General features: G+C 71.3%; 7 protein-coding genes. 4 read left to right on the forward strand and 3 right to left on the reverse strand.

Going from position 1 to position 6,291, the window contains the following annotated elements; genetic code table 11:
• The first annotated feature begins 130 nt into the window (after positions 1 to 130).
• The 3 genes from ACH4DX_RS33115 to proC all read left to right on the forward strand — a co-directional run bounded on the left by ACH4DX_RS33115 (position 131) and on the right by proC (position 2,805).
• Positions 131 to 967 (forward strand): ABC transporter ATP-binding protein, encoded by an 837-nt coding sequence (locus tag ACH4DX_RS33115; RefSeq protein WP_398157786.1) that lies wholly within the window; start codon positions 131 to 133, stop codon positions 965 to 967.
• Positions 968 to 1,074: 107 nt separating this feature from the next.
• On the forward strand, positions 1,075 to 1,812 hold the full coding sequence (locus ACH4DX_RS33120; protein ID WP_398123538.1) for an ABC transporter permease: 738 nt from the start codon (positions 1,075 to 1,077) through the stop codon (positions 1,810 to 1,812).
• A 126-nt stretch (positions 1,813 to 1,938) separates the two neighbouring features.
• Complete coding sequence (proC, locus tag ACH4DX_RS33125; protein ID WP_398123537.1) at positions 1,939 to 2,805, forward strand: pyrroline-5-carboxylate reductase; 867 nt, start codon at positions 1,939 to 1,941, stop codon at positions 2,803 to 2,805.
• A gap of 146 nt (positions 2,806 to 2,951) precedes the next feature.
• Here the strand turns inward: proC and ACH4DX_RS33130 are convergent, their stop codons facing one another.
• Entirely contained in the window at positions 2,952 to 3,542 is a 591-nt protein-coding gene (locus tag ACH4DX_RS33130; protein ID WP_398157795.1) for a cysteine hydrolase family protein, read from the reverse strand.
• Positions 3,543 to 3,628: 86 nt separating this feature from the next.
• On the opposite strand from ACH4DX_RS33130, the gene ACH4DX_RS33135 reads away from it, so the two are divergent.
• The gene (locus tag ACH4DX_RS33135) at positions 3,629 to 4,663 is read left to right on the forward strand and encodes a GlxA family transcriptional regulator (RefSeq protein ID WP_398157787.1); all 1,035 of its coding nucleotides are present in this window, start codon (positions 3,629 to 3,631) and stop codon (positions 4,661 to 4,663) included.
• On the opposite strand, the gene trpS is transcribed toward ACH4DX_RS33135, so the two are convergent.
• A complete protein-coding gene (trpS, locus tag ACH4DX_RS33140) occupies positions 4,591 to 5,628 on the reverse strand; it encodes a tryptophan--tRNA ligase (RefSeq protein WP_398157788.1) in 1,038 nt (345 codons plus the stop codon). The two genes, ACH4DX_RS33135 and trpS, sit on opposite strands and share 73 nt — an antisense overlap.
• A gap of 431 nt (positions 5,629 to 6,059) precedes the next feature.
• A partial coding sequence (locus ACH4DX_RS33145) for a hypothetical protein (protein WP_398157789.1) occupies positions 6,060 to 6,291 on the reverse strand: 232 nt, incomplete at its 5' end.

Consider the following 6,291-nt stretch of genomic DNA (forward strand, 5'->3'; position numbering starts at 1 on the left):
CTCCCGGTACGCGCCCCCGTACGGAACATCCCGCACCGCCACGCACCCCTCCGCGTCGGCGGTGCTTCGGCATGCCCGAAGGCGTGCCGGGCCTTGACGGGGGGCCCGGTCCGGGACGCATAATCATCACATGATGAATATTTCGGCATCCGGCCCAGGCCCGGCCTCGGCCGGCGCATCCGGCACCGCCCGGACCGACCAAACCACCCAGGCCATGCAGACCGCCCCGGCCGCCATCAGGGCGGAATCCCTCCGGGCCGTGCGCGGGCGGCGCACCGTCCTGCGCGACCTCGGCTTCACCGTGGAGCGCGGCCGGATCACCGGCCTGCTCGGCCCGTCGGGCTGCGGGAAGTCCACGCTGATGCGGGCCGTCGTCGGCACCCAGGCGCAGGTCACAGGAACCCTGGACGTCCTCGACCACCCGGCGGGCACCCCCGGGCTCCGCTCCCGCATCGGGTACGTCACCCAGGACCCGTCCGTCTACGACGACCTCACGGTCCGGCAGAACCTGGAGTACTTCGCCGCCGTACTCGCCCCCGGCCGCGGCCCCGCGGCCGCCCGCCGCCACGAGAACATCACGCGCGCCATCGCCGACGTGGACCTCACCGCGCACGCCGACGCGCTCGCGGGAAACCTCTCCGGCGGCCAGCGCAACCGCGTCTCCCTCGCGGTCGCCCTCCTCGGCGCCCCCGAACTCCTCGTCCTCGACGAACCCACCGTCGGCCTCGACCCGGTGCTCCGCCGGGACCTCTGGGACCTCTTCCACACCATCGCGGCCGACCGCGGCACCACGATCCTCGTGTCCTCGCACGTCATGGACGAGGCGGAACGCTGCCACCGGCTGCTCCTGATGCGCGAGGGCGAGATCCTCGCCGACGGCACCCCCGACGCCCTGCGCGCCCGCACCGGCACGGAGACCGTCGAGGCCGCGTTCCTCCGCCTGGTGGACGAGGCCGCCGCGAGCTGACGCCCACCGGACCGACCACCACGCCCGGTCCGCACCCCACCTCACCTCACCTCACCCCACTCCACCTCACCTCACCCCACTCCACCTCACCTCTACGGAGCACCGATATGAACCTGCACCGCACCCTCGCCACCGCGGCCCGGGTCCTGCGCCAACTCCGCCACGACCCCCGCTCCATCGCCCTGATGCTCCTGGTCCCGTGCGTGATGCTGCTGCTCCTGCGCTACGTCTTCGACGGCAGCCCGCGCACCTTCGACACCATCGGCGCCTCGCTCCTCGGCATCTTCCCGCTGGTCACGATGTTCCTCGTGACCTCGATCGCCACCCTGCGCGAGCGCACCTCCGGCACCCTGGAACGCCTCCTCGCGATGCCCCTGGGCAAGGGCGACCTCATCGCGGGCTACGCACTCGCCTTCGGTGCCCTTGCCGTCGTCCAGTCGGCGCTCGCCACCGGCCTGTCCCTGTGGGCCCTCGGCCTGGACGTCACGGGCTCGGCCTGGCTCCTGCTTCTCGTCGCCCTCCTGGACGCCTTGCTCGGCACGGCGCTCGGCCTGTTCGTCTCCGCCTTCGCGTCGTCGGAGTTCCAGGCGGTCCAGTTCATGCCGGCGGTGATCTTCCCGCAGCTGCTCCTCTGCGGCCTGTTCACGCCGCGCGACCGGATGCAGCCCGTCCTGGAAGCGGTCTCGAACGTGCTGCCCATGTCGTACGCGGTCGACGGCATGACCGAAGTCCTGCGCCACCCCGACCTCACCGGTGACTTCGTCCGCGACGCCGTGATCGTGGCGGGCTGCGCCCTCCTGGTCCTGGCCCTCGGCGCCGCCACCCTCCGCCGCCGCACGGCCTGACCCGCCGCCGCACCGCCCGCCCCGGTGCCGCCCGCCCGGTGCCGTCCGCCCTCCGGACACCCCGCCGACCCGCGCCCGCCCGATGCGAGGATGGCCCCGACCGACGCACCCACGGGAGGCCCGTCCATGAGCACGCCGAGCACGCCGAGCGATCCGCAGACGCCGGGCAGGCCGACCCGACCGAGCCAGAAGGTCGCCGTCCTCGGTACCGGAAAGATCGGCGAAGCCCTGCTCAGCGGCATGATCCGCAGCGGTTGGGCGCCCGCGGACCTGTTCGTGACCGCCCGCCGCCAGGAGCGCGCCGACGAACTGAGCACCCGCTACGGCGTGGAAGCCCTCAGCAACGCCGACGCGGCCAAGCGCGCCGACACCCTCATCCTGGCGTGCAAGCCGCAGGACATGGCGGCCCTCCTCGCCGAACTCGCCCCGCACGTCACCCCCGGCACCCTCCTCGTCAGCGCCGCCGCGGGCATCACGACCTCCTTCATCGAGGAGCGCCTGCACGAGGACACCCCGGTCATCCGCGTCATGCCGAACACCCCCGTACTCGTCGACGAGGGCATGTCCGTGATCTCCGCGGGCAGCCACGCGAGCGCCGCGGACCTGACCCACGCGGAGGCCATCTTCGGCGCCGTCGGCAAGACCCTGCGGGTGCCGGAGACCCAGCAGGACGCCTGCACGGCCCTGTCCGGGTCGGGCCCCGCGTACTTCTACTTCCTCGTCGAGGCCATGACCGACGCCGGCATCCTCCTCGGCCTCCCGCGCGACAAGGCCCACGACCTCATCGTCCAGGCGGCCATCGGCGCCGCGGTGATGCTCCGCGACAGCGGCGAACACCCCGTCAAGCTCCGCGAGAACGTCACGTCCCCCGCGGGCACCACGATCAACGCGATCCGCGAACTCGAGAACCACGGAGTCCGGGCGGCCCTGATCGCAGCCCTGGAAGCAGCCAGGGACCGCAGCCGAGAACTGGCCTCCGGCAACACCGCCTGACCCCCCACTTGCCCCCGACCCGAGCGCACAGATCCAGCCCGTCCGGCGTTTGAGGACGAGGCGCGAAGCGCCGATAAGGCTGGGGTCCAGGGGGCGCAGCGCCCCTGGTTACGGTGAAGGGGCGGGCCTGGGGCGCCCCGCGAGGCCTACCGGGCAGCCCCCACCACCTCCCCGGTGAGCACCACCCGAGCGAACCCACCCCCGTGCAGGGAAACCGCCGTACCCCGCGCCACCTCCTCCGCCAGGAGCCGCCACCCGAACGGCCCCACCAGGTCGAAGGTGTACGTCGCGTCGTACGCGAACACCACCTCGTACCCGAGGTTCCCACCCATCCGCGCAGTGGTCTCCGCACACATGTTGGTCTGGATCCCGGCCACCACAATCTGCGAGATCCCCGCAGCCCTCAGCCACGCGTCCAGATCGGGCGTCCCGTAGAAGGCGGAGTTCACGCTCTTGGTGACCAGCAGCTCACCACCGCCACTACCCCCCTTCCCGCGCCGCTCCTCCACGTACTCCTTGAAGTCGTTGCCCGCATGCCCCGGCCGCAGCGGCGAATCGGGCTTGGGCGAGTCGTGCCGCACGAAGACGACCGGCCGCCCCGTCGCCTGCCAGGTGTCGATCAGCGAGGCGATGTTCTCGTCGGCCCCGGGATTGTTCCGCGGCCCCCAGTGGCCCTCCTCCTCGAATCCCTTCTGCACGTCGACGACGACCAGCGCCGCGTTCTCCGCGATGTTCAGTGCCTTGTCCATGCCCACGATGCTCCCGCCGGGAATCTCCTCCCCCCAGAGCTACAAAAGCCACCATTCGATGGTTTACTGCCACCGTGCCCGCACCGGAGATCGCTCGACCACCGCAGCGCATCGCCGTGCTCGCCTTCCCGGGCATCCGCGCCTTCGACGTCTCGGTGATCACCGAGGTGTGGGGCACCGACCGCACGGATCGCGGGGTGCCTTCCTTCGATCTGCGCCGTGTGGCCGCGGACCCCGGACCCGTCCCGATGCGCGGCGGCCTCTCCCTCACCCCCGACCGTGACCTCGTCTGGCTGGACCGGCTGTCCGGCACCGACCTGCTCGTCGTGCCGGGACTCGACGACCACGTGACGCCCGCGCCCCAGCCGTTCCTCGCCGCGCTGCGCCGCGCCCACGCCCGCGGCATCACCGTCGCGGCGCTCTGCGGCGGCGCCTTCACGCTGGCCCAGGCGGGTCTGCTCGACGGCCGCCGCGCCATCACCCACTGGAACCTCGTCGACCTCCTGCGCACCCGGCACCCCCGGGTCACCGTCGTACCCGACGCCCTCTTCATCGAGGACGACGGCATCTGGACGGCCGCGGGCACCGCCGCGGGCATCGACCTGTGCCTGCACCTGGTCCGTACCGCCCACGGCTCGGAGGTGGCGGCGGCCATCGCCCGCTCGATGGTCACCGCGCCGTTCCGCACGGGCAGCCAGGCCCAGTTCATCGAGCACCCCACGCCCCGGGCCGACCGCGACGCCGACGCCCTCGCCGAGGTCCGCGAATACGCACTGCGGCACCTCCAGGAACCGCTCGCCGTCTCCGACCTGGCCACCCGGGCGGGCATGTCGGCGCGCTCGTTCGCCCGGCACTTCACCGCGGCGACCGGCACCACACCCCTGCGCTGGCTCCTCGACCAGCGCGTCGCCGCCGCGCAGAAGCTCCTCGAACGCACCGACCTGCCCATGCCCGAAGTGGCCCGCCGCGCGGGCTTCGGCAGCGAGATCACGATGCGCCAGCACTTCGCCTCGCGCCTAGCCACCAGCCCGCGCGCCTACCGCGCCATGTTCACCGGCACCTCCTCGGCCGGCGCGGGCGCGGGGGGCAGCAGCCCGATCGCCCGATAGGCGGCATCGACCGTCGGCCTGGACATCTCCCGAGCCCGTTCCGCTCCCGCCCGCAACACCCCCTCGACGTGAGCGGAATCCCGCGCCAGTTCCCCGTGCCGCTCCCGCACGGGCCGCAGCAGCTCCACCACGGCGTCGGCGGTGTCCTTCTTCAACGCTCCGTACGACTCGTACGCTCCGCTCAGCTCCTCGGGATTCCCGCCTGCACAGGCCGCGAGGATCTCCAGCAGGTTCGAGACCCCGGGCCGGGTCCCGCGGTCGTACACGACCTCGCTCCCGCTGTCCGTCACGGCGCGCATGATCTTCTTCCGCACCACGTCGGGCTCGTCGAGGAGGTAGACGATCCCCGCCCCCGACTCGTGGGACTTCCCCATCTTCGACATCGGGTCCTGTAGGTCCATGACGCGCGCCGCCACCTCGGGCCGGGTGGCCCGCGGCACGGTGAACGTCTGCCCGTACCGCTGGTTGAACCGCGCCGCGAGGTCCCGCGTCAGCTCGACGTGCTGGGTCTGGTCGTCCCCGACCGGCACCTCGTCGGCGCCGTACGCCAGGATGTCCGCCGCCATCAGCACCGGGTACGTGAGCAGCGACAGGCGCACGCTCCCGCCCCGCGCCTGTTCGATCGGGGCCTTCTCCTTGTACTGCACCATCCGGCGCATCTCCCCGTCCGAGGCGACGCACTCGAGCAGGTACGAGAGCCGCGCGTGCTCGTCGACGTGGCTCTGTACGAACAGGACGCTCCGCTCGGGGTCGATCCCCGACGCGAGGAGCAGCGTCGCCGCCTGCCTGCTGAGCCTGCGCACCCGTGCCGGATCGTGGTCCACGGTCAGGGCGTGCAGGTCGACGACGCAGAACACCGGGTCCGCCCGGTACTGGTCGACCTCGGCCCAGCCCCGGACGGCTCCCAGGTAGTTCCCGAGCGTCAGGTGCCCGGTCGGCTTGACCCCGCTGAAGATCCGCGTCATCTCTCTCTCCACTTCCGGAACGTGGCCGCCGACCCGGCGACCGGGTTCAGGACCTCCGGAGGGAGATACGCGAACGGCCGCCGAAGCGGCGGCCGTCGAGTGCATGCGTGGGACCGGCCGCCGTCAGGCGGCCCACCACTGTTGGGTGCGCGCATGCGTAGTCACGGCCCCACCGTAGCGCTCCGAGGCCGGAGGTTGACACCCCAGGAGCCGGGACGTAGTGTGCTCCGAGTTGCCCGACGTGAGCGCCGATCACTGGTCGGTCCCCGGGCGGCCATTCCGCAGGAAACATTCAAGCGATCAACGCACAGCCTTCTCGTATCCACGAGCAGTCTGCCGTCGTCTCGTTTTCATGTGCTTTTGCGAAATGAGGAGTCCGCGTTCGAAAGGACGCCCCCGATTAGGTCGGGAGCCGGGATTCCGCTAAAGTCTCACTCGTCGGAACGGCCCAACAGCCGGAAAGACACCCCCGGTTGACTGGGAATCAGGCCCGAAAGGATCTGATAGAGTCGACACCGCCGGAAGGCCGAAAGGCCGGAAAGCACCGAGGAAATCGGATCGAAACGGCAAGCCGGAAAGATCTGATAGAGTCGGAAACGCAAGAACAGAAGAAAAACCGAAGGGAAGCGCCCGGAGGAAAGCCTGAGAGAGTCTCTCGGGTGA

The organism is Streptomyces sp. NPDC017940 (genome assembly GCF_044328435.1).
GTDB lineage: Bacteria > Actinomycetota > Actinomycetes > Streptomycetales > Streptomycetaceae > Streptomyces.